Source organism: Streptomyces sp. NPDC107562 (assembly GCF_055657325.1).
In genome coordinates this window covers 344,992-369,233 of record NZ_JBVKBE010000002.1, presented here as the reverse complement: position 1 = coordinate 369,233, position 24,242 = coordinate 344,992, and the positions used below count along the sequence as shown (strand labels likewise).

20 protein-coding genes are annotated in these 24,242 nt (G+C 71.5%); 16 read left to right on the top strand and 4 right to left on the bottom strand.

Features of this window, described 5'->3' with window-relative positions; genetic code table 11:
- Positions 1 to 74: 74 nt before the first annotated feature.
- From ACZ7LV_RS07475 to ACZ7LV_RS07460, 4 genes are all read right to left on the bottom strand, one after another.
- Positions 75 to 2,546 carry a transglutaminase TgpA family protein gene (locus ACZ7LV_RS07475; RefSeq protein ID WP_471936729.1) on the bottom strand — a complete coding sequence of 824 codons (2,472 nt, stop codon included), beginning with the start codon at positions 2,544 to 2,546 and terminating at the stop codon, positions 75 to 77.
- On the bottom strand, positions 2,543 to 3,919 hold the full coding sequence (locus ACZ7LV_RS07470; RefSeq protein WP_471936727.1) for a DUF58 domain-containing protein: 1,377 nt from the start codon (positions 3,917 to 3,919) through the stop codon (positions 2,543 to 2,545). Before ACZ7LV_RS07470 ends, ACZ7LV_RS07475 begins: the two co-directional genes overlap by 4 nt.
- Entirely contained in the window at positions 3,919 to 4,956 is a 1,038-nt protein-coding gene (locus ACZ7LV_RS07465) for an AAA family ATPase (RefSeq protein ID WP_471936725.1), read from the bottom strand. Before ACZ7LV_RS07465 ends, ACZ7LV_RS07470 begins: the two co-directional genes overlap by 1 nt.
- Before the next feature lie 241 nt (positions 4,957 to 5,197).
- Entirely contained in the window at positions 5,198 to 5,746 is a 549-nt protein-coding gene (locus ACZ7LV_RS07460) for a beta-class carbonic anhydrase (protein ID WP_471936722.1), read from the bottom strand.
- 436 nt (positions 5,747 to 6,182) lie between these two features.
- Here ACZ7LV_RS07460 and rsmH point away from each other — a divergent pair, with 436 nt between their 5' ends.
- From rsmH to ACZ7LV_RS07380, 16 genes are all read left to right on the top strand, one after another.
- On the top strand, positions 6,183 to 7,139 hold the full coding sequence (rsmH, locus tag ACZ7LV_RS07455) for a 16S rRNA (cytosine(1402)-N(4))-methyltransferase RsmH (protein WP_471936720.1): 957 nt from the start codon (positions 6,183 to 6,185) through the stop codon (positions 7,137 to 7,139).
- A 101-nt stretch (positions 7,140 to 7,240) separates the two neighbouring features.
- Positions 7,241 to 7,852 (top strand): cell division protein FtsL, encoded by a 612-nt coding sequence (gene ftsL / locus ACZ7LV_RS07450; RefSeq protein WP_471936718.1) that lies wholly within the window; start codon positions 7,241 to 7,243, stop codon positions 7,850 to 7,852.
- Positions 7,853 to 7,857: 5 nt separating this feature from the next.
- On the top strand, positions 7,858 to 9,816 hold the full coding sequence (locus ACZ7LV_RS07445; RefSeq protein ID WP_471937777.1) for a peptidoglycan D,D-transpeptidase FtsI family protein: 1,959 nt from the start codon (positions 7,858 to 7,860) through the stop codon (positions 9,814 to 9,816).
- Between the two features lie 163 nt (positions 9,817 to 9,979).
- Positions 9,980 to 11,500 (top strand): UDP-N-acetylmuramoyl-L-alanyl-D-glutamate--2,6-diaminopimelate ligase, encoded by a 1,521-nt coding sequence (locus ACZ7LV_RS07440; RefSeq protein ID WP_471936716.1) that lies wholly within the window; start codon positions 9,980 to 9,982, stop codon positions 11,498 to 11,500.
- Positions 11,501 to 11,528: 28 nt separating this feature from the next.
- Positions 11,529 to 12,944: a UDP-N-acetylmuramoyl-tripeptide--D-alanyl-D-alanine ligase gene (locus tag ACZ7LV_RS07435; protein ID WP_471936714.1), complete on the top strand. Its 1,416-nt coding sequence runs from the start codon at positions 11,529 to 11,531 to the stop codon at positions 12,942 to 12,944.
- Positions 12,941 to 14,014 (top strand): phospho-N-acetylmuramoyl-pentapeptide-transferase, encoded by a 1,074-nt coding sequence (gene mraY / locus ACZ7LV_RS07430; RefSeq protein WP_401676426.1) that lies wholly within the window; start codon positions 12,941 to 12,943, stop codon positions 14,012 to 14,014. The genes ACZ7LV_RS07435 and mraY overlap by 4 nt, the downstream gene beginning before the upstream one ends.
- Positions 13,996 to 15,426 carry a UDP-N-acetylmuramoyl-L-alanine--D-glutamate ligase gene (gene murD / locus ACZ7LV_RS07425; RefSeq protein WP_471936712.1) on the top strand — a complete coding sequence of 477 codons (1,431 nt, stop codon included), beginning with the start codon at positions 13,996 to 13,998 and terminating at the stop codon, positions 15,424 to 15,426. Before mraY ends, murD begins: the two co-directional genes overlap by 19 nt.
- A gap of 108 nt (positions 15,427 to 15,534) precedes the next feature.
- Positions 15,535 to 16,893, top strand: a complete 1,359-nt coding sequence (ftsW, locus tag ACZ7LV_RS07420; RefSeq protein WP_471936710.1) for a putative lipid II flippase FtsW — start codon at positions 15,535 to 15,537, stop codon at positions 16,891 to 16,893.
- A 6-nt stretch (positions 16,894 to 16,899) separates the two neighbouring features.
- On the top strand, positions 16,900 to 17,997 hold the full coding sequence (murG, locus tag ACZ7LV_RS07415; RefSeq protein WP_471936708.1) for an undecaprenyldiphospho-muramoylpentapeptide beta-N-acetylglucosaminyltransferase: 1,098 nt from the start codon (positions 16,900 to 16,902) through the stop codon (positions 17,995 to 17,997).
- Positions 17,998 to 18,023: 26 nt separating this feature from the next.
- Positions 18,024 to 18,818, top strand: a complete 795-nt coding sequence (locus ACZ7LV_RS07410; protein ID WP_471936706.1) for a cell division protein FtsQ/DivIB — start codon at positions 18,024 to 18,026, stop codon at positions 18,816 to 18,818.
- Positions 18,819 to 19,096: 278 nt separating this feature from the next.
- Positions 19,097 to 20,290 carry a cell division protein FtsZ gene (ftsZ, locus tag ACZ7LV_RS07405; protein WP_401676421.1) on the top strand — a complete coding sequence of 398 codons (1,194 nt, stop codon included), beginning with the start codon at positions 19,097 to 19,099 and terminating at the stop codon, positions 20,288 to 20,290.
- The gene (pgeF, locus tag ACZ7LV_RS07400) at positions 20,287 to 21,018 is read left to right on the top strand and encodes a peptidoglycan editing factor PgeF (protein WP_471936704.1); all 732 of its coding nucleotides are present in this window, start codon (positions 20,287 to 20,289) and stop codon (positions 21,016 to 21,018) included. The genes ftsZ and pgeF overlap by 4 nt, the downstream gene beginning before the upstream one ends.
- A 6-nt stretch (positions 21,019 to 21,024) precedes the next feature.
- Positions 21,025 to 21,744, top strand: coding sequence for a YggS family pyridoxal phosphate-dependent enzyme (locus ACZ7LV_RS07395; protein ID WP_471936702.1), 720 nt, complete (start codon positions 21,025 to 21,027; stop codon positions 21,742 to 21,744).
- Positions 21,745 to 21,873: 129 nt separating this feature from the next.
- Complete coding sequence (locus ACZ7LV_RS07390; RefSeq protein ID WP_471936700.1) at positions 21,874 to 22,515, top strand: cell division protein SepF; 642 nt, start codon at positions 21,874 to 21,876, stop codon at positions 22,513 to 22,515.
- An 80-nt stretch (positions 22,516 to 22,595) separates the two neighbouring features.
- Entirely contained in the window at positions 22,596 to 22,880 is a 285-nt protein-coding gene (locus tag ACZ7LV_RS07385; protein WP_007448661.1) for a YggT family protein, read from the top strand.
- A 53-nt stretch (positions 22,881 to 22,933) separates the two neighbouring features.
- Positions 22,934 to 24,127 carry a DivIVA domain-containing protein gene (locus tag ACZ7LV_RS07380; protein WP_401676417.1) on the top strand — a complete coding sequence of 398 codons (1,194 nt, stop codon included), beginning with the start codon at positions 22,934 to 22,936 and terminating at the stop codon, positions 24,125 to 24,127.
- The last annotated feature ends 115 nt before the right edge of the window (positions 24,128 to 24,242 follow it).

Genomic DNA, 24,242 nt, shown 5'->3' with positions numbered 1-24,242 from the left:
GAGCTCCGCGGACACGTGAGAGGGGGGCCGGCACCCACCGGGTGCCGGCCCCCTCACCTCGTTCCGTCCGGTCCTCAGCCGCTCTGCTGGCCGAACGGGCGGCGGGCGAGTGCCGCCGACCAGCCGGCCGCCACGCGGCCCTTCGTCGCGAGCCACCGATCATTGAGGTCCCACAGCGCGCGAACGGCCGAACGCGGCGCGAGGACCGCGCGGACCCGGGTCCGCCACCCGGCCCGCGAGCGCAGCGCCCCCCGCAGCACGCGCACGTCGTCGGCCAGTCCGGACTCCGCGCGCGGCTCCGGTGCGAACAGCACCTGCTCCACGGCGGTGGCCACCCGGTGCACCGACAGGGACGTCGGCTCGTCCAGACGGCCGAGCCGCACGATCCGCGCGGCCGCCTTGCGCGGGGTCAGCGCGTCGTCCGGTGCGATGCCGTAGTCCCAGGCGGTGTCCGTCAGTTCGCGCCAGACGGCCAGCACGTGCCCGGCGGCCGTCTCGGCGGCATACCGCTCGTCCGGCTGCACGGCGAGGGTGGTCACCCCGACGTCGTCACCACTGTCCGCACCCGGGGGCGCGGAGCCGGTGTGCCGGGCCGAGGCCAGCCGCACGGACCGTCGTCTGAGCCGCCACAGCATGGGCAGCAGCGGCACCACGACCAGCGCGGCGACCAGCAGCGTCCAGCCCGCCGTCTCGTACCAGGGGCGGCCGCCGTCGTCCGAGGAGCCCGGGTCCAGCGGCAGCGCTCCGCCGCACATCTGGTCCCGCCGGTCCTGTTCCGCGCAGCTCGCGCCGGCGGACGGCTCGGCCGAGGGAGCCGTCTCCGCGGTCTGCGAGGCCTCCGGCAGGTCGGGGATGTCGCTGGGCACCTCGGGCTGGGTGTACGAGGGCGTCGAGCCCCGGTTCGGGGTCGGCTCGAAGCGGGTCCAGCCCACGCCCTCGAAGTACAGCTCGGGCCACGCGTGCGCGTCCCGGAGCCCCACCGTCACCGTCCCGTCCGCCTGCGTCGTGCCGGGCGCGAAGCCCACGGCGACCCGGGCCGGTATGCCGAGGGTGCGGGCCATCGACGCCATGGCGAAGGAGAAGTGGACGCAGAAGCCCCGCTTGTCCCGCAGGAAGCGGGCGATCGCCTGGGAGCCGCTGCCCGCCTGCACCTCGGTGTCGTACTGGAAGCCGCCGCTCACCGCGAAGTAGTCCTGGAGCGCGACCGCCTGCTCGTAGGGGTTCTTGGCGTCACTGGTGATCTCGCGGGCCGTGCGCGACACGATGCCCGGCAGCGAGTCCGGCACCTCGGTGAACTCGCGCTGGAGCACCGAGGGCGGCTCCGGTGCCGAGGCCAGCTGCTCCGCCGTCGGCCGGACGTCGAGGCTGGTCACCTCGTAGGTGGAGCCGCGGGTCGTCTGGCCGTGGTCGCCGACGAGCGTCATGCCGACCGGCTCGTAGCGCCAGTTGCCGTCGACCTCCACGCCGCTCGGCGGATAGGGCATCGGCAGCCAGTCCTGCGCGTACGAGTCCGAGGCCGCGATCCGGGTGCGGACCTCGGCGCGCCGGACGTCCGGGCCGAGGCCCGCGGGGGTCGGGAGCTCGTCCGGCACCGCGACGATGTTCCGCCGGGAGGGCTTCCAGGTGGTGCCGTCGAAGTCGTCGAGAGACACGATCCGCAGATACATGTGGGAGAGGTCGCCGGTGCTGGTGCGCAGGGTCATGACCGTGCGGTCCTCTTCGACGTTCAGGCTGTCGCGCAGGGACACCAGCGGGTTCACCGCGGAGATCGTGCCGCCGCCCTGGCCGCCCGTGCCGACACCCGTCCCGGCGGGGTCCAGCAGGCCGCCGTCCATCGCGGGCAGGGCCAGCGGGACGGCCAGGGCTATGCCCAGCGCCACCACACCGATCCGCCGCCCCGCGCGCACCGGTGCCACCGGACCGCTCGGCTCCCCGCCGCGGCCGCGCTGCGCGCCGCCGAACACCCGGCCCCACTGCGACAGCCGGTCGCGCCCTTCCACGAGCAGCAGCATCAGATAGCCGGCCGCCGCGATCAGGAACCACACCCAGCCGCCGGCGCCGTCGGACAGACCCGCGGCCACCGAGTACAGCGCGAGCAGCGGGAGCCCGGCAGGGGCGGCGCTGCGGAAGGTCACCGCGAGCACGTCGACGGCGAGCCCGATCACCAGCACGCCGCCGACGAGCATCAGCTTGATGCCGACGGACAGCGGTGCCGGGATGGCGTACCGCCCGACGTCCTGGGTGCCCTGCTGGAGCAGGTCGGCGAAGTGCACGAAGGCGTCGGGGCCGGGGATCACCCCGATGATCGCGTACTCCGGGGCGAAGACCAGGGTCAGCAGCATCAGCGTGACCAGGGTCTGCACGGTCACCGTCAGCGGACGCGCCAGCGGCACCCGCCGGGCGGCCGCGCCCACTCCCGTCTGGAGGGCCAGCAGGACGGCCGCCTGGAGGAACCAGGAGACCTGGTCGACCAGGGGCAGCAGGGCGCACGCGGCCATCAGCGTCGCCGCCGTGGCGCACAGCGCCATCCGCGCCTGCCCGCTCATGACCACCCCTCCCCGCCGGCCGTGCCGCCCGCCGCCACGACGCCCGTGCGCTCCCGCTCCGCCTGGCGCCACAGCTCGTGCAGCGGCGCGCCGCGCGGGACCCGCACGGCCGTCCAGCCGGCCTCGCGCAGCATCCGCAGCCGGTCCTCCTCACCGGTCAACGGGCCGGGCACGTCGTGGGGTTCCCGCACCCAGTCCGCGCTGTCCAGGACGAAGGCGACCGCGCCGCCGGTGCGCTGGCGCATCCGGGCGGCCACCGCCGCCTGCTCCTCGTCGAGGTCGCCGAAGAAGGCCACCAACAGCCCCTCGTGCCCGCCGCGCAGCAGGTCGTACGCCCGCGACAGGCCCGTGCCGTCGGAGTGGTCGATCACCGCGAGGGTGTCCATCATCAGTCCGGCCGCGTCCGCCGACTCCTGGCTCGCACCGGCGAAGCCGTCCGCACCCTCGCCGGGCACCGACGTGCCGGTGTCGGTCAACAGCCGGACGGAGAAGCCGCGTTCGAGCATGTGCACCAGCACGGACGCGGTTCCGGCGACGGCCCATTCGAAGGCGGAGTCGGGGCCCGCGCCCGCGAAGGCGACGCCCCGGGTGTCCAGCAGCACCGTGCAGCGCGCGCGCTGCGGCTGCTCCTCGCGGCGCACCATCAGCTCGCCGTAGCGGGCGGTGGAGCGCCAGTGCACGCGGCGCAGGTCGTCGCCGTAGCGGTACCCGCGCGGGATCACGTCGTCCTCGCCCGCCAGCGCCAGTGAGCGCAGCCGCCCGTCGCCGTACCCCTTCGCCTCGCCGGTCAGCCGCACCGGCGGCAGCGGCTCCACGCGCGGGATCACCGTCAGGGTGTCGTACGTGGAGAAGGACCGCGTCAGCTCGCACATCCCGAACGGGTCGGTCAGGCGCAACTGGAGCGGGCCCAGCGGATAGCGGCCGCGCAGGTCGGAGCGGACGCGGTAGGACACCTCGCGGCGGCCGCCCGGCTCCACGCGGTCGAGCACGAAACGCGGGCGCGGGCCGAGCACGTACGGCACCCGGTCCTGGAGCATCAGCAGGCCGGTCGGCAGCCGGGAGACGTTGTCCATCCGCAGATGGACCCGCGCCTCGGCACCGGCGGGCACGCGCGCGGGGGCGAGCCTGCGGCTGCCGGCCACCCGGTAGCGCGTGCGGTACAGCACCGTCGCGCACACCAGGGGGAGCGCCGCCAGCAGCAGGCCGACCCGGAGCAGGTCGCTCTGGCCGAGGACGTAGGCACACACGGCGGCGGCGATCCCGGCGGCGAGGAAGGACCGGCCGCGGGTGGTCAGACCGGACAGGGCCGTGCGGGGTCCGCCCTTGTCGCCCTGGGCGGCGTCGGCGGACCCGGGTGCCGCCGGGGCGGTCATCACAGCCTCCGGGGCGGCTGCTGGCCGTACGCCTGTGCCCCGTGGCCCAGCCCGCCGAAGGCGTTCTGCTGGGGTGTCGAGGGCACGGGGGTGCGCTGCAGGATCTCCTGGACCACCTGCTCCGCCGTGCGGCGGTTGAGCTGGGCCTGCGCGGTGGGCAGCAGGCGGTGCGCCAGCACGGCCACCGCGAGGGCCTGGACGTCGTCCGGCAGGGCGTAGTCCCGGCCGGCCAGGGCCGCCGAGGCCTTCGCCGCGCGCAGCAGGTGCAGCGTCGCGCGCGGGGAGGCGCCGAGTCTGAGGTCGGGGTGGTTGCGGGTGGCCGCGACCAGGTCCACCGCGTACCGCCGGACGCTCTCGGCGACGTGGACGCCGCGCACCGCCTCTATCAGTTTGACGATCTCGTGCGCGTGCGCCACCGGCTGGAGGTCGTCCAGCGGGCTCACCCCGCCGTGCACGTCCAGCATCTGCAGCTCGGCCTCCGCGCTCGGGTAGCCGATGGAGACCCGGGCCATGAAGCGGTCGCGCTGCGCCTCGGGGAGGGGGTAGGTGCCCTCCATCTCGACCGGGTTCTGCGTGGCGACCACCATGAAGGGGCTGGGCAGCTCGTAGGTCTGCCCGTCGATGGTGACCTGGCGCTCCTCCATCGACTCCAGCAGCGCGGACTGGGTCTTCGGCGAGGCGCGGTTGATCTCGTCGCCGATCACGATCTGGGCGAAGATCGCGCCCGGCTTGAACTCGAAGTCCCGGCGCTGCTGGTCCCAGATGGACACCCCGGTGATGTCCGAGGGCAGCAGGTCGGGCGTGAACTGGATACGCCGCACCGAACAGTCGATGGACCGTGCCAGCGTCTTGGCCAGCATCGTCTTGCCCACGCCGGGGACGTCCTCGATCAGAAGATGCCCCTCGGCGAGCAGTACGGTCAGCGAAAGCCGCACGACCTCGGGCTTGCCCTCGATCACTTCTTCCACCGCACCGCGGACCCTATCCGCGGTGGCAGTCAGATCAGTGAGGCTCGCTCGATCGTCATAGGTCGTCACCCGGCCCTCCTCGGCCCGTTCTTTCTTACGGGCCGACGCTCTGCGATGCGTATCCGGCCCACCCCGAAACACGGACACCGCGCGTGAATGGTCCCGCGCGACGCCACCACCCGCATTCTTGCTGCCGTTACCGATTCGTGTCACTCGACTGTGGACAACTGGCCGCGATATGTCGGGTCTTACGGCAATTTGTTCTGCCCTGTGCCCGGGATTCCCGAAGAACGAGAGCCCCGGGCGGCGGTCACGCGGGGTCGATCTCGCGCAGCAGGCCCGTCCGTACGTCGAACACGAAGCCGCGCACGTCGTCGGTGTGGAGCAGGAACGGCGAGGTGCGCACCCGCCGCATCGACTGCCGGACGTCCTGGTCGACGTCCTTGAAGGACTCCACCGCCCAGGCCGGACGCTGGCCGATCTCCGCCTCCAGTTCGGTGCGGAAGTCCTCGGTGAGGGATTCCAGCCCGCAGCCGGTGTGGTGGATGAGGACCACGCTGCGGGTGCCCAGCTTGCGCTGGCTGATGGTGAGCGAGCGGATCACGTCGTCGGTCACGACGCCGCCCGCGTTGCGGATGGTGTGGCAGTCGCCGAGCTGCAGGCCGAGTGCGGCGTGCAGGTCGAGCCGGGCGTCCATGCAGGCCACCACGGCGACCTGGAGGACCGGGCGGGCGTCCATGCCCGGGTCGCCGAAGGCGGCCGCGTAGCGCTCGTTGGCCTCGACGAGACGGTCGGTGACGGTGCCGACGCCGGCTATGGCGTCCTCAGGGCCGGCGGGAACCGATGCAGAAGTCGTCATGGTGATGACGGTACTGGTCACGGACGGTCGGGTCCTGTTGTGCGGCAGGACAAAGAACGTCATCGGGCCTTGATGTGAGCTAACCCACACGCGTGGCGCCGTGCGGCCTTCCGAGTGATCCTCGCCGGCGCGCGGGTCGTCGCCGACGGCCGCCGCGACGCGCAGGCCGGTTGATTGACCGGGACAGAGGGTGGACTAAAGTGACGCGAAGCGGGAGGCGAGGCTCTCCCCGCTGCAGCGAATTCCCCGGATTCCGGCGTGGCCGCCGGAGATCTCCCACGTGCGCGGCGCGTACGTACGGCTCGGCCTCCACCGCTCCCGGCCGGCTGACGCCTCCGGCGCCGGCGGGCCTTCCCTTCACCGGGGGTCCCCCAGCTCGCTGGGGGAGGACGGGGACCCGGCAGTACGTGCGGCCCGCCGGACCTGAGAGGGCCCCTTGAGCCAGAGTCGACACGTCCCGGTGATGCTCCAGCGGTGCCTGGACCTGTTGGCACCCGCCCTGGAGCGGCCTGGAGCCGTGGTCGTCGACTGCACGCTCGGCCTCGGCGGCCACAGCGAGGCGCTCCTCGCCCGCTTCCCCGAGGCCCGCCTCGTCGCCCTGGACCGGGACAAGGAGGCGCTGCGCCTGTCCGGCGAGCGGCTCGCGCCGTACGGGGAGCGCGCCGACCTCGTGCACGCCGTGTACGACGAGCTGCCCGAGGTGCTGGACAGGCTCGGCATCGCGCGCGTGCAGGGCGTCCTGTTCGACCTCGGGGTCTCCTCCATGCAGCTCGACGAGGCCGACCGCGGCTTCGCCTACGCGCAGGACGCCCCGCTCGACATGCGCATGGACCAGTCGACCGGCGTCAGCGCCGCCGAGGTCCTCAACACCTACCCGGCCGGCGAGCTGGTGCGGATCCTGCGGGCGTACGGCGAGGAGAAGCAGGCCAAGCGCATCGTGGCCGCCGTCGTGCGCGAGCGCGAGAAGGAGCCGTTCAGCAACAGCGCGCGGCTGGTGGAGCTGATCCGGGACGCGCTGCCGCAGGCCGCCAAGCGCACCGGCGGCAACCCGGCCAAGCGCACCTTCCAGGCCCTGCGCATCGAGGTCAACGGCGAGCTGTCCGTGCTGGAGCGGGCGATCCCGGCGGCGGTCGCGGCGCTGGACGTCGGCGGGCGGATCGCCGTGCTGTCGTACCACTCGCTGGAGGACCGGCTGGTCAAGCAGGTCTTCACGGCGGGCGCCGCCACCACCGCCCCGCCCGGGCTGCCCGTGGTGCCCGAGCAGTACCAGCCCCGGCTCAAGCTGCTCACCCGTGGTGCCGAACTTCCCACCGAGGAGGAGGTCGCCGAGAACCGCAGGGCGGCCCCGGCGCGACTGCGCGCCGCCCAGCGGATCAGGGAGGACGTCTCGTGAGGCAGCCGACGGGGCGGGGGCTCGGCCGCGGACCCCGCGGCGGGTCCCCGGTCCCCCCTCACCGCACGACCGGATCCGGCATCCGCGCCAAGGGAGGGTGAGTGAGCAGGAAACCCGAACTGAGGGGAAGGGCGGCACGGCTCGCGCAACTGCTCCCCACCGGACGGGCGCAGGCCGCGCGGACGCCCTTCGTCCTGCTCGTCGTCCTGCTCCTCGGCGGCGGCCTCATCGGCCTGCTGGTGCTGAACTCCGCGCTCAGCGAAGGGTCGTTCCAGCTGGACGACCTCCAGAAGGAGACCAAGAGCCTCACCGACGAGGAGCAGGCCCTGCAGCGCGACATCAACGCGTACTCGGCCCCCGACGCCCTCCAGCGGCGCGCCCGCGAACTCGGCATGGTCCCCGGCTCGGACCCCGCGTTCCTCGACCCCGACGGCACCGTCAAGGGTGTCCCGTCCGCCGTCGCCGCCGAACCGGCCTCCGCGCGCGACCCCCTCGTCCTCGCGCCCGAGGCGATGGCCACCGGCCCCGCGCCCACCCTGTCCGGCTCACCCGCGCCCATGGGCACCCGCACCGCCCCCACGGCCGCGGCGACCGCCACCCCGACGCCCTCGGCCACCCGCACGGCAGCACCGTCCGCCACCCCCACCGGCGCGTCCTCCCGGGCGCCCGCCGGCCCCCCCGCCCCCCTCCCGCCCACACCCTCCGGCAGGTGACGGAAGTGACCGACAGGGAACCGCCGCGCCGCCGCGTGCCCGGACCCGCGCGGCCCGACCACCCGGCGGGCCGGCGGCGCCCCGGCCCCGGCGCCCGCTCGGCCCGGGGGCCCGGCCGGCCCCGTCCCGCTGCCCCGCCCGCCCTCCGGCTCGGCAGCCCCCGTCCCCGGCTGCGCCTGATCGGCTTCGCGCTGACCCTCGTGATGATGGTCTTCGTCGTCCGGCTGCTCCAGGTGCAGGCGGTCGACGCGAGCGCCTACGCGGCCAAGGCCCAGCAGAACCGGTATGTCGTGCACACCCTCGCCGCCCAGCGCGGCGAGATCACCGACCGCACCGGCGTGGCCCTGGCGACCAGCGTCGACGCCTACGACATCACCGCCGACCCCACGCTGTTCACCCGCGAGCAGCTGAAGATCGACGACGCGCCCGAGCAGGCGGCGGCGCTCCTCGCGCCGATCCTCGGCAAGGACCAGGCCGAGCTCACGAGCAAGCTGCGCCCCAAGGACAGCAAGCTCCGCTACGTCAGGCTCGCCACGCGGCAGACCCCGCAGGTCTGGAAGCAGATCAAGGACCTGAGGACCGCGCTGGCCGCGAAGGCGGAGACCGACAGGAGCACCGTCAACGTGCTCGGCGGCGTCCTCGCCGAACCCAGCAGCAAGCGGGTGTACCCCAACGGCGACCTGGCCGCCGGGATACTGGGCTGGGTCAACGCCGAGGGCAAGGGCGGCGGCGGTGTCGAGCAGCAGCTGGACGAGCAGCTGGCCGGCGAGGACGGCAAGATCCGCTACGCCCAGTCCGGGGGCCTCCAGGTGCCGACGGTCGGCTCCACCGAGACGCCCGCGGTGCCCGGTTCCGACATCGAGCTGACCATCGACCGCGACATCCAGTGGGCCGCGCAGAACGCCATCGCCGAGCAGGTGGAGGAGTCGGACGCGGACCGCGGCTACGTGATCGTGCAGGACACCCGCACCGGCGAGATCCTCGCCATGGCCAACTCGCCCGGCTTCGACCCCAACGACCTGACCACGGCCGACGCGGCCGCCATGGGCAACGCGGCCCTCCAGGACGCCTTCGAGCCCGGCTCCACCGCCAAGGTCATGTCGATGGCCGCCGTGCTGGAGGAGAACGTCGCCACGCCCCGGACGCACGTCGTCGTGCCCAACCGGCTGCACCGGGGCGACCGGCTGTTCCAGGACGACATCGACCACCCGACCTGGTACCTGACGCTCAACGGCGTGCTGGCCAAGTCCAGCAACATCGGCACCATCCTGGCCACCGGGCAGCTCGGCAGGACGCAGGCGGAGGCCAACCGGGTGCTCCACACGTATCTGCGGAAGTTCGGCATCGGCGGCTACACCGGGCTGGACTTCCCCGGCGAGACCAAGGGCATCCTGGCGCCGCCGGACCAGTGGTCGACGTCGCAGCAGTACACGATTCCTTTCGGCCAGGGCGTGTCCATCAACGCGATGCAGGCGGCCTCCGTGTACTCGACCATCGCCAACGGCGGCATGCGCGTCGAACCCACGCTGGTACGCGGCACCAAGGGGCCCGACGGACGCTTCACGCCCGCCCCGGAACCGGACAGGACACGGGTGGTGAGCCAGAAGACGGCCACGACGCTCGCCCGGATGCTGGAGTCGGTCGTCGACGACGAGGAAGGCACCGGCACCAAGGCGCGCATCCCCGGCTACCGGGTCGCGGGCAAGACCGGCACCGCCAACCGTGTGGATCCGGACACCGGCAAGTACCGCGGCTACACCTCGTCCTTCGCCGGATTCGCACCCGCGGACAAGCCCCGCGTCACCGTCTACTGCGCCATCCAGAACGCCACCAAGGGCAGCTACTTCGGGGGCCAGATCTGCGGCCCCGTCTACAAGCAGGTGATGGAGTTCGCCCTGAAGACCCTCCAGGTCCCGCCGACGGGAGCCGGGCCCGCGAGGCTCCCGGTCACCTTCAAACCCTGAGCAGCACGAGCACCCCCAGGAACCATCCGTGACAACGATCACCCCCGATCCCGGGAACCAGAGCAGCCCCCGCCCCTCACTTCGCTCCGGAGCGGGTGCGCCCGGTACGCTCACCGCCGTGCCACACGCTGATCAGTCCCCCACCACTCAGAAGGACGTTCCCGTGACCTACCCGGGACCGCCGAGGCCGGAACGGGTCTCCGCCACACCCCTCGCGGAGCTCGCCGATCAGCTGGGTGTCACCGCCCCGGAAGGAGCCGCCGCGGTCACGGGAATCACCCATGACTCGCGCGCCGTCCGCCCCGGAGACCTGTACGCCGCGCTGCCCGGCGCCCGCGTGCACGGCGCCGACTTCGTCACCCAGGCCGTCGGTCTGGGCGCCGCCGCGGTGCTGACCGACCCGGCCGGCGCCGAGCGCGCCGCCGCCACCGGACTGCCGGTGCTCACCGTCGGCGACCCGCGCGCGGAGATGGGCGAGCTGGCGGCGACGATCTACGGCCACCCGGGCCGCGAGCTGCTCCAGATCGGCATCACCGGCACCTCCGGCAAGACCACCACCGCCTATCTGGTCGAGGGCGGGATCAGGACGGGCCGCAGCGCCGGTCTGATCGGCACGGTCGAGACCCGGATCGGCGACGAGCGCATCAAGTCCGAGCGCACCACGCCCGAAGCCACCGATCTGCAGGCCCTGTTCGCCGTGATGCGGGAACGCGGGGTCGAGGCGGTCGCCATGGAGGTCTCCAGCCACGCGCTGGTCCTCGGCCGGGTCGACGGCTGCGTCTTCGACGTCGCGGTCTTCACCAACCTCAGCCCGGAACACATGGAGTTCCACTCCGACATGGAGGACTACTTCCGGGCCAAGGCACAGCTGTTCACCCCGGAGCGCAGCAGGCTCGGCGTGGTCAACGTCGACGACGAGTACGGCCGTCGGCTCGCCCGGGAGGCCGGCGTCCCGGTCGTCACCTACTCCGCCGAGGGCCACCCGGACGCCGACTGGCGGGCCGAGGACGTCGAGGTCGGCCCGCTGGACTCGCCGTTCACCGTGGTCGGTCCGGACGGCGCGCGGATCCGCGCCAGGTCGCCGCTGCCGGGACCGTTCAACGTGGCGAACACCCTCGCCGCGATCGTCGCGCTCGCGGCCGCCGGCTTCGACCCGCAGACCGCCGCCGACGGCGTCGCCGCCGTGCCGGGGGTGCCGGGCCGCCTGGAGCGGGTGGACGCCGGCCAGGACTACCTCGCGGTCGTCGACTACGCCCACAAGACGGACGCCGTCGAATCCGTCCTCAAGGCGCTGCGCAAGGTCACCAAGGGTCAGGTGCACGTCGTGCTCGGCTGCGGCGGCGACCGGGACACCACCAAGCGGGAGCCGATGGGCGCGGCCGTGGCCCGGCTCGCCGACACGGCCGTACTGACCTCCGACAACCCGCGCTCCGAGGATCCCCTCGCGATCCTCGCCACCATGCTGCAGGGCGCGGCGACGGTGCCCGCGCACGAACGCGGAGAGGTGCTGCTGTTCGAGGACCGGGCCGCCGCCATCGCCGCCGCCGTCGGCCGGGCGCGGCCGGGGGACACCGTACTGGTCGCGGGCAAGGGCCATGAGCAGGGCCAGGACATCGCCGGGGTGGTCCGTCCGTTCGACGACCGCCAGGTACTGCGCGAAGCAATCCGGAAGACCCAGGGATGAAAATCCAGAAGACCCAGGGGATGAACTTGTGATCGCCCTCTCCCTCGCCGAGATCGCAGAAGTCGTCGGCGGGCAGACGCACGACATACCGGATCCGTCGGCACAGGTGACCGGACCGGTCGTCCGGGACTCACGTGAGGTCGTGCCCGGCAGCCTGTTCGCCGCCTTCGTCGGCGAACGCGTGGACGGCCACGACTACGCGGCACAGGTCGTCGGGGCGGGCGCGGTCGCGGTACTCGCGTCGCGTCCCGTCGGCGTGCCCGCGATCGTCGTGGACGACGTCCAGAGCGCCCTCGGCGCCCTCGCCCGGCACGTCGTGCGCGAGCTCGGCACCACCCTCGTCGCGCTCACCGGCTCCGCGGGCAAGACCAGCACCAAGGACCTGATCGCGCAGGTGCTCCAGCGCAAGGCGCCGACGGTGTGGACGCCCGGATCGTTCAACAACGAGATCGGGCTGCCGCTGACCGCGCTCAGCGCCACCGAGGAAACCCGGTTCCTGGTACTGGAGATGGGCGCGCGCGGCATCGGCCACATCCGGTACCTCACCGGCCTGACGCCACCGAAAATCGGCCTGGTCCTGAACGTCGGCACCGCGCACATCGGCGAGTTCGGCGGCCGGGAGCAGATCGCGCAGGCGAAGGGCGAACTGGTCGAGGCGCTGCCGCCGGCGGAGGACGGCGGCGCCGCGATCCTCAACGCCGACGACCCCCTCGTACGCGCCATGGCGTCGCGCACCAAGGCCAAGGTGGTCCTCTTCGGAGAGGCCGACGAAGCGGACGTACGGGCCGAGAACGTGCGTCTGACGGACTCCGGCCAGCCCTCTTTCACCCTTCACACACCCTCCGGGTGCGGTGATGTGACCATGCGCCTGTACGGTGAGCACCACGTGTCGAACGCGCTCGCCGCGGCCGCCGTCGCCCATGAGCTGGGCATGTCCGCGGAAGAGATCGCCACCGCGCTCTCCGAGGCAGACTCCCTCTCCCGCTGGCGTATGGAGGTCACCGAGCGCCCGGACGGCGTGACGGTCGTCAACGACGCCTACAACGCGAACCCCGAGTCCATGCGGGCCGCCCTGCGCGCCTTGGTGGCCATGGGCAGGGGGCGTCGTACGTGGGCGGTGCTCGGCAAGATGGCCGAGCTCGGGGACGAGGCGCTCGCCGAGCACGACGCGGTCGGGCGGCTCGCCGTCCGGCTCAACGTCAGCAAGCTCGTCGCGGTCGGGGGCAGGGAAGCCGCCTGGCTGCAACTGGGCGCATATAACGAGGGTTCGTGGGGTGAGGAGTCGGTGCACGTGTCCGACGCACAGGCGGCGGTCGACCTGTTGCGCAGCGAGTTGCGCCCGGGGGACGTCGTCCTCGTGAAGGCGTCCCGTTCGGTCGGGCTGGAGAGTGTCGCCGAGGCGCTGCTCGCCACGGGTGCCGAGGGTGAGGTCGCCGCCCGATGATGAATCAGATCCTGTTCGCGGGCGTCATCGGCCTGTTCCTGACGCTGGTCGGCACACCGCTGCTGATCAAGCTGCTGGCCCGCAAGGGCTACGGCCAGTACATCCGCGACGACGGTCCGCGCGAGCACGCCAGCAAGCGCGGTACGCCCACCATGGGTGGTATCGCCTTCATCTTCGCCACGATCGCCGCGTACTTCCTGTCGAAGGTGATCACCGGCAAGCCGCCGACCTTCTCCGGTCTGCTGGTGCTCGGCCTGATGGCCGGCATGGGTCTGGTCGGCTTCCTGGACGACTACATCAAGATCGTCAAGCGGCGCTCGCTGGGTCTGCGGGCCAAGGCGAAGATGGCCGGCCAGCTGATCGTCGGTATCGCCTTCGCGGTGCTGTCGCTCCAGTTCGCCGACAACCGCGGCAACACCCCGGCCTCCACCAAGCTGTCGTTCATCACCGACTTCGGCTGGACGATCGGCCCGGTGCTGTTCGTCATCTGGGCGCTGTTCATGATCCTCGCGATGTCGAACGGCGTGAACCTCACCGACGGCCTCGACGGCCTCGCCACCGGCGCCTCCGTGCTGGTCTTCGGCGCCTACACCTTCATCGGCGTCTGGCAGTTCCAGGAGTCCTGCGCCAACGCCGGCACCCTGACCAACCCGGGCGCCTGCTACGAGGTGCGCGACCCGCTCGACCTCGCCGTGGTCGCCTCGGCGCTGATGGGCGCCTGCCTCGGCTTCCTATGGTGGAACACCTCGCCGGCCAAGATCTTCATGGGTGACACCGGCTCCCTGGCGCTCGGCGGTGTCCTCGCCGGTCTGGCCATCTGCTCCCGCACGGAGCTGCTGCTGGCCATCCTCGGCGGTCTGTTCGTGCTGATCACCATGTCGGTGGTCATCCAGGTCGGGTCGTTCCGCCTCACCGGCAAGCGCGTCTTCCGGATGGCGCCACTGCAGCACCACTTCGAACTCAAGGGCTGGTCCGAAGTCCTCGTCGTGGTCCGCTTCTGGATCATTCAGGGCATCTGTGTGATTGTCGGACTGGGCCTCTTCTACGCGGGATGGGCAGCGGAAAAGTGACCTCCTCGGAGCTCAAGGGCAAGCACGTCACCGTCGCCGGGCTCGGCGTTTCCGGCGTCCCGGCGGCCAAGGTCCTGCACGGCCTCGGCGCGCACGTCACCGTCGTCAACGACGGCGCCGACGAGCGCGCCCGGGCCCAGGCCGCGGAGCTGGAGGCGCTCGGAGTCACCGTCCGCCTCGGCGACGGCGACACCCTGCCCGAGGGCACCGAGCTGATCGTCACCGCGCCGGGCTGGAGGCCGGACAAGCCACTGTTCGCGGCGGCGGCCGAGGCCGGGGTCCCGGTCTGGGGCGACGTCGAACTGGCCTGGCGGCTGCGCGGCCCCGACGCCGCCCCCTGGCTCGCCGTCACCGGCACCAACGGCAAGACCACGACCGTCCAGATGCTCGCCTCGATCCTGCGGGCGGCCGGACTGCGCACCGCCGCCGTCGGCAACATCGGCGTCTCGCTGCTGGACGCGGTGCTCGGCGAGGAGCGCTACGACGTCCTCGCCGTCGAGCTGTCCAGCTACCAGCTGCACTGGGCGCCCTCGCTGCGCGCCCACTCCGCGGCCGTGCTGAACCTCGCTCCCGACCACCTCGACTGGCACGGCTCCATGGAGGCCTACGCCGCCGACAAGGGCCGCGTCTACGAGGGCAATCGCGTCGCCTGCGTCTACAACGCGGCCGACAAGGCCACCGAGGACCTGGTGCGCGCGGCGGACGTCGAGGAGGGCTGCCGGGCCGTCGGCTTCACGCTGGGCACCCCGGCGCCGTCCCAACTCGGCGTCGTGGAGGGCATCCTGGTCGACCGCGCCTTCGTCGAGGACCGCCACAAGAACGCCCAGGAGCTGGCCGAGGTCTCCGACGTCAACCCGCCGGCCCCGCACAACGTCGCCAACGCCCTTGCGGCGGCGGCCCTCGCCCGTGCCTACGGCGTGCCCGCCCGCGCCGTGCGGGACGGTCTGCGCGCCTTCACCCCGGACGCCCACCGCATCGCGCACGTCGCCGACGTGGAAGGGGTGGCCTACGTCGACGACTCCAAGGCCACCAACACCCATGCCGCCGAGGCCTCGTTGGCGGCCTACGAGTCGATCGTGTGGATCGCGGGCGGACTGGCCAAGGGCGCGACCTTCGACGAGCTGGTCGCCAAGTCGGCCGAGCGGCTTCGCGGGGCCGTGCTCATCGGCGCCGATCGCGCCCTGATCCGGGAAGCCCTGGCGCGACACGCGCCGGAAGTACCCGTCGTCGACCTCGACCGGACCGACACTGGGGCGATGCTCGCGGCTGTCCGGGAGGCGCGGCGCCTGGCCGTCACCGGAGACACGGTGCTTCTGGCACCTGCCTGTGCCTCCATGGACATGTTCGCCGACTACAACAAGCGAGGAGACGCGTTCGCGGAGGCGGTTCGCGAACTCGGCGCGGGCGCCTGACGGCGGGTCTCGGCCACGGCGGGTGCTGTGGGGACCCTTGGAGGGACAGGTGACTCGGATGAGGCTCGCTCTTGGTCGGCTTCGGCTCCCCGCCGGTGGGAGCCGCTGATGTCCAACAGCCGTACCGGACGTCCTCCGGTCCCTCGCCCCGTCCATGTGCCCGACGCCCCCCGTCCGCCACGGGAGAACCGCGCGGTACGGATCTACATCCGCGTGCGCCGGGCCTGGGACCGGCCGCTGACCGCGTACTACCTCATCCTCGGCGGCAGCCTGCTGATCACCGTGCTCGGCCTGGTGATGGTCTACTCGGCCTCCCAGATCACCGCCCTGCAGATGTCCCTGCCCGGGTCGTACTTCTTCCGCAAGCAGCTGCTGGCCGCCGTGATCGGCGCGGTGCTGCTGTACGTCGCCTCCCGGATGCCCGTGAAGCTGCACCGGGCGCTCGCCTACCCGATCATCGCCGGCGCGGTCTTCCTGATGGCCCTGGTGCAGGTGCCGGGGATAGGGATGGCGGTCAACGGCAACCAGAACTGGATCTCCCTCGGGGGCTCCTTCCAGCTCCAGCCCAGCGAGTTCGGCAAGCTGGCGCTGGTGCTGTGGGGCGCGGACCTGCTCGCCCGCAAGCAGGACAAGAACCTGCTCGCGCAGTGGAAGCACATGCTGGTGCCGCTGGTGCCGGTCGCCTTCATGCTGCTCGGCCTGATCATGCTCGGCGGCGACATGGGCACCGCGATCATCCTCACGGCGATCCTGTTCGGGCTGCTGTGGCTGGCGGGCGCCCCGACCCGGCTGTTCGTCGGCGTGCTGGCGGTCGCCGCGGTGCTGGGCGTGATCCTCATCCAGAGCAGTTCCAACCGGCTCGACCGGTTCCGCTGCATCGGCGCCACCGAGATGGGCCCCGACGGCTCCTGCTGGCAGGCCGTGCACGGCATCTATGCCCTGGCCTCCGGCGGACTCTTCGGTTCCGGACTGGGCGCGAGTGTGGAAAAATGGGGGCAACTCCCCGAAGCGCACACCGACTTCATCTTCGCCGTCACCGGTGAGGAACTGGGCCTGGCGGGGACGCTGTCGGTGCTCGCCCTGTTCGCCGCTCTAGGCTATGCGGGTATCCGCGTGGCCGGAAGCACGGAGGACCCCTTCGTCAGGTATGCCGCGGGAGGCGTGACCACCTGGATCACGGCGCAGGCCGTGATCAACATCGGTGCGGTGCTCGGCCTGCTGCCGATCGCCGGAGTCCCCCTCCCGCTGTTCTCCTACGGGGGATCCGCCCTGCTGCCGACCATGTTCGCCATCGGGTTGCTGATCGCCTTCGCGCGCGACGAGCCCGCTGCGCGGGCGGCGCTTGCGATGCGGCAACCCCGCTTTGGTAGAAAGCGGGGGGCCGGGGGTACTGCGTCCAATCGGAGTCCCCGGAGTTGGAACACGATGCGACGGCGCGCCACGGCGCGCTCGTCCGGAGAGCGGTGAATTTCGGTGCATGTCGTACTCGCTGGTGGGGGGACCGCCGGCCACATCGAGCCCGCGCTCGCCCTCGCGGACGCGCTGCGCAGGCAGGACCCGACGGTGGGGATCACGGCCCTCGGCACGGAGCGCGGCCTGGAGACCCGGCTCGTCCCCGAACGCGGCTACGAGCTGGCGCTGATCCCGGCCGTCCCGCTGCCGCGCAAGCCCACTCCCGAGCTGATCACCGTCCCGGGCCGGCTGCGCGGCACGATCAAGGCGGCCGAGCAGATCCTGGAACGCACCAAGGCGGACGCGGTGGTCGGCTTCGGCGGCTACGTCGCCCTGCCCGGCTACCTGGCCGCCAAGCGGCTCGGCGTGCCGATCGTGATCCACGAGGCGAACGCCCGCCCCGGCCTCGCCAACAAGATCGGCTCCCGGTACGCCTCCCAGGTCGCCGTCTCCACCCCTGACAGCAAGCTGCGCGGCGCCCGCTACATCGGCATCCCGCTGCGCCGCTCCATCGCCACCCTGGACCGGGCCGCCGCCCGTCCGGAGGCCCGCGCGATGTTCGGCCTCGACCCCAACCTGCCCACGCTGCTGGTCACCGGCGGCTCGCAGGGCGCCCGGCGGCTCAACGAGGTGGTCCAGCAGGTCGCCCCGTGGCTCCAGCAGGCCGGGATCCAGATCCTGCACGCGGTCGGCCCGAAGAACGAACTGCCGCAGGTCCACCAGATGCCGGGGATGCCCCCGTACATCCCGGTAAGTTACCTGGACCGGATGGACCTCGCGTACGCCGCGGCCGACATGATGCTCTGCCGCGCCGGCGCGATGACCGTCGCCGAGCTCTCCGCCGTCGGACTGCCGGCCGCCTATGTCCCGCTGCCCATCGGCAACGGCGAACAGCGGCTGAACGCCCAGCCGGTGGTCAAGGCCGGCGGCGGCCTGCTGGTCGACGACGCGGAACTCACCCCGGAGTGGGTGCAGCGACACGTCCTGCCCGTGCTCGCCGACCCGCACCGGCTGTACGAGATGTCCCGCGCCGCCGGTGAGTTCGGCCGCCGGGACGCCGACGAACTCCTCGTCGGCATGGTGTACGAGGCGATCGCCGCCCACCGTGCACACCGTTAGGCACGTTTGAACGGAAGGCAGGGAGCGTGGCCGGACCGACCACCGCCGAGCGCGGTGCACGCCAGCAGGAGACGTCCGGCCCGCCCCCCGTCCGGAGGTTGAGGCTGCCCAGGCTTCGTACGATCATCATTCTTGGGCTTGTCCTGATTCTTCTCGGCGCCGGCGTCGGCTGGCTCCTGTACGGCGCGCAGTGGACGCGTGTGGAGCGGGTCACCGTCTCGGGGACCGGCGTCCTGACGCCCGCGCAGGTGCGTGAGGCCGCCGACGTACCGGTCGGCGCCCCGCTGATTTCCGTCGACACCTACCGGATCGAGACGCGACTGCGCCGGAAATTGCCCCGAATTGACGCGGTTCGGGTGGTGCGTTCCTGGCCGCATGGAATCAGTCTGAAAGTGACCGAGCGGACCCCGGTCCTGCTCGTCGAAAAGGGCCGCGAGTTCATCGAAGTGGACGACGAGGGTGTCCGTTTCGCCACGGTTTCTGAGGCCCCGAAAGGCGTTCCGCTCCTGGAATTGACGGTGTCCCGGTCGGGTTCGGCCGCGCCCAGTCACCGGCGTTTCGGAGAGCAGCGCCTGGTGCGCGAGGCGGTCCGGGTCACCGCCGCGATTCCCCCGGCGGTCGCCCAGGACACCCGGGTCGTCAAGGTCCGCTCCTTCGACGACATCTCACTGGAGTTGACCGGCGGACGCACGGTCGAGTGGGGGAGTGGCGAGAAGGGGCGGGCGAAGGCCCGTAGTCTCACCGCCCTGATGAAAGCCGCCTCCGGTGCCCGGCACTTCGACGTCAGCGTTCCCACCGCCCCTGCGTCATCAGGGAGTTGACGCACATCAGCGCAGGCCAGCACCCTGGTTGGGCAGCGCTACGGCTGATCACATAGGGTGAAAAGAAAAACGGGAGGTTCGGCGTGTTCGTTGAACGTGCGCCACTTGTCGACTTAGTGTCCTGTTCAGAAGACTCCAGGGAACACACACACTGGTAACCCTAAACTTCAGCGTTAGGGTTCGGGTCGGCGTTACGGACCGTCCCATTCGGCATCAGTCGTCGGACCGCGGGGCACCGCGAGACGACGGCACGTAATTCGAGGCGAGAGGCCTTCGACGTGGCAGCACCGCAGAACTACCTCGCAGTCATCAAGGTCATCGGTGTCGGCGGCGGTGGTGTCAATGCCATCAACCGGATGATCGAGGTCGGTCTCAAGGGTGTCGAGTTCATCGCCATCAACACCGACGCGCAGGCGCTGTTGATGAGCGACGCCGACGTGAAGCTCGACGTCGGCCGGGAACTCACCCGCGGACTCGGCGCCGGAGCCAACCCGGCCGTCGGCCGCAAGGCCGCCGAGGACCACCGCGAGGAGATCGAGGAGGTCCTCAAGGGGGCCGACATGGTCTTCGTGACCGCCGGAGAGGGCGGCGGCACCGGCACCGGCGGCGCGCCCGTCGTGGCGAACATCGCCCGCTCGCTGGGCGCCCTCACCATCGGCGTGGTCACGCGCCCGTTCACCTTCGAGGGACGGCGCCGCGCCAACCAGGCCGAGGACGGCATCGCCGAACTCCGCGAAGAGGTCGACACCCTCATCGTCATCCCGAACGACCGGCTGCTGTCCATCTCGGACCGCCAGGTCTCGGTCCTCGACGCCTTCAAGTCGGCCGACCAGGTCCTGCTCTCCGGTGTCCAGGGCATCACCGACCTCATCACCACCCCCGGCCTCATCAACCTCGACTTCGCCGACGTCAAGTCGGTCATGTCGGAGGCTGGTTCGGCCCTCATGGGCATCGGCTCGGCCCGCGGCGACGACCGCGCGGTGGCCGCGGCCGAGATGGCGATCTCCTCGCCCCTCCTGGAGGCGTCCATCGACGGCGCCCGGGGCGTGCTGCTGTCCATCTCCGGCGGCTCGGACCTCGGACTGTTCGAGATCAACGAGGCCGCCCAGCTGGTCAGCGAGGCCGCCCACCCCGAGGCCAACATCATCTTCGGCGCGGTCATCGACGACGCCCTCGGCGACGAGGTCCGGGTCACCGTGATCGCGGCCGGTTTCGACGGGGGCCAGCCCCCCGCCCGCCGGGACACCGTCCTCGGCTCGTCCTCCGCCAAGCGCGAGGAGCCGGCTCCGGCACGGCAGCAGACCGAGAGCCGCCCGTCGTTCGGCGCCCTCGGCAGCGTCAAGCCGAAGGAGGAGCCGGAGCCCGCACCCGAGCCGGTGAGCGAGATCCAGGCACCCCCGCCGGTGCCGCCGTCGCGCGCCTACTCGGACAGCGCGGCCGAGGAACTGGACGTACCGGACTTCCTGAAGTGATAGGACAGCGCGAGACCGTGAACGGCGCGCACTTCGCTTTCACCGACAGGTGGGGCGGGGTGAGCGCCGTTCCGTACGAGGAGCTCAACCTCGGCGGGGCGGTCGGGGACGACCCCGAAGCGGTACGGACCAATCGTGAGCTGGCGGCCAAGTCCCTCGGGCTCGACCCCGGGCGGGTCGTCTGGATGAACCAGGTGCACGGCGACGACGTGGCCGTCGTCGACGGGCCCTGGGGCTCCGCGGCGAAGATCCCGTCGGTCGACGCGACGGTGACCCGGCAGCGGGGCCTGGCCCTCGGTGTCCTCACCGCCGACTGCGTACCCGTCCTGCTCGCCGACCCCGTCGCCGGGGTCGCCGCCGCCGCCCACGCGGGCCGGCCCGGCATGGTCGCCGGGGTCGTCCCGGCCGCGCTACGCGCGATGATGGAACTGGGTGCCGAGCCGGAGCGGATCGTCGCCCGCACCGGCCCCGCCGTCTGCGGCCGGTGCTACGAGGTGCCGGAGGCGATGCGCGCCGAGGTGGCCGCCGTCGAGCCGGAGGCGTACGCCGAGACGAGCTGGGGCACGCCGGCGGTCGACGTGGCCGCCGGAGTGCACGCCCAGCTCGCCCGGCTCGGGGTGAGTGACCGGGAGCAGTCGCCCGTGTGCACACTGGAGTCGGGCGATCACTTCTCGTACCGCCGCGACCGCACGACCGGTCGACTCGCGGGCTATGTGTGGCTGGACTGATCGGACATGACGGACCGTAAGGACGAACTCGCCAGGAATCTGGCAGATGTGGAAGAGCGCATCGCCGCCGCGTGCGCGGCCGCCGGACGGCGGCGCGAGGAGGTGACCCTGATCGTGGTCACCAAGACCTACCCCGCGGCCGATGTGCGGATCCTGTCGGAGCTCGGCGTGCGTCATGTCGCCGAGAACCGCGACCAGGACGCGGCACCGAAGGCCGCGGAATGCTCGGATCTGCCCCTTACTTGGCATTTCGTCGGTCAGTTGCAGACCAACAAGGTGCGCTCCGTGGTCGGGTACGCGGATGTCGTGCAGTCCGTGGATCGCTCCAGGCTCGTCACGGCTCTGTCCAAGGAGGCCGAACGCGCCGGGCGTGAGCTCGGGTGCCTGATCCAGGTCGCGCTCGACGCGGGCGAGAGCGCGCGCGGGGAGCGGGGCGGCGTGGCCCCGGGCGGCGTCGAGGAGTTGGCCGGCCTCGTGGCCGGGGCGCCGGGATTGCGGCTGGACGGACTGATGACCGTCGCGCCGCTCACCGGGGAGTTCGCGGGACGCGAACTGGCGGCGTTCGAGCGGATGATGGATTTGTCGACTGACATGCGCCGGACCCATCCGGCTGCCACCATGGTCTCGGCAGGGATGAGTGCGGACCTCGAACAGGCCGTGGCCGCCGGAGCGACACATGTGCGCGTCGGCACCGCGGTACTCGGAGTCCGCCCCAGGCTCGGGTAACGTCGCCAAGAAGTCGGACCACAGCAGAAAATATGGTCATTGCCGTCGCAGGGCGGGCGTAACGACCTCGTGGATCGCGGGCATTTGGCAGTCGTCAGCCGATCCACCACAGAGCGGAGGACTCAGAGCATGGCCGGCGCGATGCGCAAGATGGCGGTCTACCTCGGCCTCGTGGAGGACGATGGGTACGACGGCCGGGGATTCGACCCCGACGACGACTTCGAACCCGAACTCGACCCGGAGCCCGAGCGGGACCACCGGCGCCACGAGTCGTCGCACCAGTCCCACGGTGCACATCAGTCCCAAAGGGACGAACCGGTGCGCATGGTGCAGCCTCCGGCGCCGCGCGAGCCGGTCGCCCACGCCGCTTCGCTTCCCGCGGAATCCGGACGTCCGGCGCGCATCGCGCCCGTGGCATCCATCACACAAGAACGTCAGAGCCTGGAGAAGAACGCACCGGTGATCATGCCCAAGGTCGTGTCGGAACGAGAGCCGTACCGGATCACCACACTTCACCCGCGGACCTACAACGAAGCCCGTACCATCGGGGAACACTTCCGTGAGGGCACCCCGGTGATCATGAACTTGACTGAGATGGATGACACAGATGCCAAGCGACTTGTCGACTTTGCGGCGGGTTTGGTGTTTGGTCTTCACGGCAGTATCGAGCGGGTGACGCAGAAGGTGTTCCTGTTGTCTCCTGCTAACGTCGATGTCACGGCGGAGGACAAGGCCCGCATCGCAGAGGGCGGGTTCTTCAACCAGAGCTGAGACGTACGACCGGAAACATCAGTACAAGCATCACCGAGCAGTACCCAGAGCATGGATCAGGGGAGAGGGAAGCAAGGGTCATGAGCGTGGTCCTGGATGTCGTCTACATCGCGCTGATGTGCTTCCTCATCGTGCTCATCTTCCGGTTGGTCATGGACTACGTCTTCCAGTTCGCCCGCTCATGGCAACCCGGCAAGGCGATGGTGGTCGTTCTGGAGGCCACCTACACTGTCACTGATCCACCGCTCAAGCTTCTGCGGCGGTTCATTCCGCCGCTGCGTCTCGGGGGCGTGGCGCTCGACCTGTCCTTCTTCGTACTGATGATCATCGTCTACATCCTGATCTCGATCGTGAGTCGGCTGTGAGCGATGTGAACTACGGTCTTGCCGAATGCCGACGACTACGTTGAGGTGAAGAGATGCCGTTGACCCCCGAGGACGTGCGGAACAAGCAGTTCACGACCGTCCGCCTCCGAGAAGGCTATGACGAGGACGAGGTCGATGCCTTCCTCGATGAGGTCGAAGCCGAGCTGACCCGTCTGCTGCGCGAGAACGAGGACCTGCGCGCCAAGCTGGCCGCGGCCACCCGCGCCGCCGCGCAGAACCAGCAGAACATGCGCAAGCCCCCGGAGGGGCAGGACCAGCAGCAGGGGATGCCCCAGCAGGGCATGCCCGGGCAGGGCATGCCGCCGCAGGGGATGCCGCAGCAGGGCATGCGAGGTCCCGGCGCTCCGGTACCCGCCGGCATATCGGGCCCGCCGCAGCAGCAGATGGGTGGCCCCATGGGTGGTCCGCCCCAGCTGCCGAGCGGTGCCCCGCAGCTGCCCGCCGGTCCCGGCGGTCAGGGTCCGCAGGGTCCCGGCCCGATGGGTCAGGGTCCGATGGGTCAGGGTCCGATGGGCCAGGGTCCGATGGGCCAGGGACCGATGGGCCAGGGACCGATGCAGGGCCAGATGGGCCCGGGTCCCATGGGTGGTCCGATGGGTGGCCCCGGTATGCCCGGTCAGGGCCCCGGTGGTGACAGTGCCGCGCGCGTCCTGTCGCTTGCCCAGCAGACCGCCGACCAGGCGATCGCGGAGGCCCGTTCCGAGGCCAACAAGATTGTCGGAGAGGCTCGTTCGCGCGCCGAGGGCCTGGAGCGGGACGCCCGCGCCAAGGCCGACGCGCTGGAGCGGGACGCCCAGGAGAAGCACCGCGTCGCGATGGGCTCGCTGGAGTCCGCCCGCGCCACGCTGGAGCGCAAGGTCGAGGACCTGCGCGGCTTCGAGCGGGAGTACCGCACGCGCCTGAAGTCCTACCTGGAGTCGCAGCTGCGTCAGCTGGAGACCCAGGCGGACGACTCGCTCGCCCCGCCGCGGACCCCCGCGACCGCGTCCCTCCCGCCGTCCCCGGCACCCTCGATGGCCCCGGCCGGCGCGAGTGCCCCGTCCTACGGCGGCAACCCGACGATGGGTGGCGGTCCCTCGCCGGCCGGCCCGTCCTACGGTGGCCAGCAGCAGATGTCCCCGGCGATGACCCAGCCGATGGCTCCGGTGCGGCCGCAGGGCCCGTCGCCGATGGGTCAGGCCCCCTCGCCGATGCGTGGGTTCCTCATCGACGAGGACGACAACTGACGGTCGGTAGTACGGCGTAGACGTCGGCAGCGTTCATAGGGCGGGGCCCCGGATTCCGATCCGGGGCCCCGCCCTTGTGCTACGCGTGTTCACGGTATTTGCCGTGTGTGTTCGG

Bases quoted from the DNA above. Each gene is read 5' to 3' on its own strand.
- ACZ7LV_RS07475 (WP_471936729.1), bottom strand. From the start codon at position 2,546: ATGAGCGGGCAGGCGCGGATGGCGCTGTGCGCCACGGCGGCGACGCTG.
- ACZ7LV_RS07470 (WP_471936727.1), bottom strand. From the start codon at position 3,919: ATGACCGCCCCGGCGGCACCCGGGTCCGCCGACGCCGCCCAGGGCGAC.
- ACZ7LV_RS07460 (WP_471936722.1), bottom strand. From the start codon at position 5,746: ATGACGACTTCTGCATCGGTTCCCGCCGGCCCTGAGGACGCCATAGCC.
- mraY (WP_401676426.1), top strand. From the start codon at position 12,941: ATGATGAATCAGATCCTGTTCGCGGGCGTCATCGGCCTGTTCCTGACG.
- murD (WP_471936712.1), top strand. From the start codon at position 13,996: ATGGGCAGCGGAAAAGTGACCTCCTCGGAGCTCAAGGGCAAGCACGTC.
- ftsW (WP_471936710.1), top strand. From the start codon at position 15,535: ATGTCCAACAGCCGTACCGGACGTCCTCCGGTCCCTCGCCCCGTCCAT.
- ACZ7LV_RS07395 (WP_471936702.1), top strand. From the start codon at position 21,025: ATGACGGACCGTAAGGACGAACTCGCCAGGAATCTGGCAGATGTGGAA.
- ACZ7LV_RS07390 (WP_471936700.1), top strand. From the start codon at position 21,874: ATGGCCGGCGCGATGCGCAAGATGGCGGTCTACCTCGGCCTCGTGGAG.
- ACZ7LV_RS07385 (WP_007448661.1), top strand. From the start codon at position 22,596: ATGAGCGTGGTCCTGGATGTCGTCTACATCGCGCTGATGTGCTTCCTC.
- ACZ7LV_RS07380 (WP_401676417.1), top strand. From the start codon at position 22,934: ATGCCGTTGACCCCCGAGGACGTGCGGAACAAGCAGTTCACGACCGTC.